The 2,533-nt window shown below is 75.6% G+C and carries 2 protein-coding genes; one reads left to right on the forward strand and one right to left on the reverse strand.

Annotation, left to right across the window (positions count from 1 at the left end):
• Nucleotides 1-12: 12 nt before the first annotated feature.
• A complete protein-coding gene (locus ACFU0Y_RS17870; protein WP_380216267.1) occupies nucleotides 13-1,953 on the reverse strand; it encodes an ABC transporter ATP-binding protein in 1,941 nt (646 codons plus the stop codon).
• A gap of 72 nt (nucleotides 1,954-2,025) precedes the next feature.
• Between ACFU0Y_RS17870 and ACFU0Y_RS17875 the strand changes: the two genes are divergently transcribed.
• Nucleotides 2,026-2,526, forward strand: coding sequence for a MarR family winged helix-turn-helix transcriptional regulator (locus tag ACFU0Y_RS17875; protein WP_380216269.1), 501 nt, complete (start codon nucleotides 2,026-2,028; stop codon nucleotides 2,524-2,526).
• Nucleotides 2,527-2,533: the final 7 nt, after the last annotated feature.

Below are 2,533 nucleotides of genomic sequence, written 5' to 3' on the forward strand. Positions count from 1 at the left end.
GGCTCCCGCCGGTCACGGGACAGTGTCGGAGTCGCCGTCGGCGCGCGGGCCGGCGTCGTCGTCCCGGCCGGTCCGTGCGGCCAGGCGGGCGAAGGGGCCGCCGGCCGCGCGCAGCTCGCGCGGTGTGCCGCGCTCCACGATGCGGCCGCCCTCCAGCACCACGACCTGGTCGGCGTTCTCGACCGTGGAGAGCCGGTGGGCGATGGTCAGGGTGGTGCGGTCGGCGGCCAGCCGGTCGAGGGCCTCCTGGACCTGCGCCTCGGTGGTGTTGTCCAGGGCGCTGGTGGCCTCGTCGAGGACCAGCACGGGCGGATTGCGCAGCACGGTCCGGGCGATGGCCAGGCGCTGCTGCTCCCCGCCGGAGAAGCGGTGGCCGCGCGCGCCGACCACGGTGTCCAGGCCGTCCGGCAGCCCGGCGACGGTGTCGGCGATGCGCGCGGCGCCCAGGGCGGCCCAGAGCTCGGCGTCGGAGGCCTCCGGCGCGGCGAGCAGCAGGTTCGCGCGCACGGTGGCGTGCACCAGGTAGCTCTCCTGGGAGACGACGCCCACGATCCAAGCGAGGTCCGCCGGGTCGAGGTCCCGCACGTCGACGCCGTCGATCGTCACCCGGCCGCGGGTGACGTCGTTGAGCCGCGGCAGCAGGGAGCCGAGGGTGCTCTTCCCCGAGCCGGTGGGACCGACCACCGCCGTGGTGCTCCCGGCCGGCAGCACCAGGTCGAGCTCGTCCAGGACCTCGGGGCCGTCGTCGTAGGCGTGGTCCACGCCCTCGAACCGGACCTCGCCGCGCACGGCGGCCGGGTCCAGCCGGACGGGCGCGGCGGGCGGGACGATCTGCGGCTCGAGGTCGAGGTACTCGAAGATCCGGCTGAAGAAGGCGAGGGCGGACACCCACTGCACCCCGATGTTCAGCAGACCCATCACCGGCCGGAAGATCGTCCCCTGCAGGGCGGTGAAGGCCACGAGGGTGCCGATGGTCATCCCGCCGCTGGTGGCGGGGAAGCCCGCGGCCAGGTAGATCACGGCGGGGATCGCGGCGAAGACGATCTGCATGGTGGCCATCCGCCAGCGCCCGGCGAGCTGGCTGCGCAGCTCCAGGCCCACGAGCCGGTCCGAGCGCTCGGTGAAGCGGGCCGCGTCCCGCGCGGTGGTGCCCAGGGTCTTCGCCAGCCGCACGCCCGAGACGGACAGCCCCTCCTCGACCTGGGTGTGCAACGCTGCGAGCTCCCGCTGGCGCTCGTCGGTGACGTCCCGGCGGATCAGGGCCACGCGGCGGGAGAGCCAGATCGCGGGCGGCAGCACCACCAGGGAGACGAGACTCATCGCCGGGGACAGCGCCACCATGGCCACGGCCGTGGCCACGGCGGTGGTGAGGTTGGACGCCACGCCCGTGGCGGAGCTCGTGACCACGGACTGCATCCCGGCGATGTCGTGGGTGAGCCGCGACTGCACCTCCCCGCCCCGGGTCCGGGTGAAGAAGCCCAGGGACTGGGCCTGCAGATGGGTGAAGAGCTGCACGCGCAGCGCGTGCATGACCCGCTGCCCCATGGCGGTGGCCAGCCAGGTCTGGACCACGCCGATCACGGCGGTCAGCGCCGCCACCCCGACCATCGAGGCGGTGAGCACCAGCAGCAGCCGGGTGTCGCCGCTCGGCAGGGCGTCGTCGATGACGCCGCGGACCAGGAACGGCTGGGCGAGGTTGACCACGGAGGACGCGGTGATGAGCACGACGACGAGCGCGATCGTGCCCCGGTGCGGGGCGAACAGGGCCGCGATCCGGCGCGGGCTGACGGGATGGCGGGCGAGCTGCCTCCGGTCCGCGGGGTCCGGCCGGGCGGTGCGGCCGCCACCGGTGCCACCGCCGGGCCCGGCACCGGGCAGGACGCCCGGCCCGGCGCCGCCCCCGCCGTCGTGCGCCGGGGCGCCGGTGCGTGCGGCACGATACGTCGTGGCCATGGGTCCTCCTCGGGAAGTATCAAGGAGGTTACCTCTCTATGAGGTAGCCCGCAAGGGCGGTAGGATGTCGCCATGCCCTACGACGATCCCGATCCGGCCCGGCTGGGGGACCTGCTGCACGCCGTCTTCCGCCGGCTCCGCCGCGGCTGGGCCGAGCAGCTGGCCCCCTTCGGCCTGACCCCGCACCAGTTCCGGGCGCTCGACGCCCTGGCCGGGTGCTCCGGCGGACCGGGGCACCGGCACGGCCCGGCCGGGGACTGCCGCCCCGGCGGCGGGTCCGGCAGCCTGCGCGTGAAGGACCTCGCCGACGCGCTGCGGATCGCCCCCCGGTCCGCCACCGAGGTGGTGGACCTGCTCGAGCGCCAGGAGCTCGTGGAGCGCGTGCCGGACCCGTCCGACCGGCGCGCCACCCTGGTGGCGCTGACGCCCCGGGGCGCCGCCCTGCGCGAGCAGGTCCGGAAGGACCGGCGCCGGGAGTCCGACGAGTACTTCTCGCGGCTGGACCCGGAGGACCGGGCCGAGCTGGAGCGGCTGCTCCGCCTGCTGACGGCGGACGGCCCCGGGCCGGGCTGAGCCCCGG

This window comes from Kocuria sp. NPDC057446 (assembly GCF_042802875.1).
Lineage (GTDB): Bacteria > Actinomycetota > Actinomycetes > Actinomycetales > Micrococcaceae > Kocuria.

What these genes read in the sequence shown, in the direction of transcription:
- ACFU0Y_RS17870 (WP_380216267.1), bottom strand. Translation starts at nt 1,953, where the DNA reads ATGGCCACGACGTATCGTGCCGCACGCACCGGCGCCCCGGCGCACGAC.
- ACFU0Y_RS17875 (WP_380216269.1), top strand. Translation starts at nt 2,026, where the DNA reads ATGCCCTACGACGATCCCGATCCGGCCCGGCTGGGGGACCTGCTGCAC.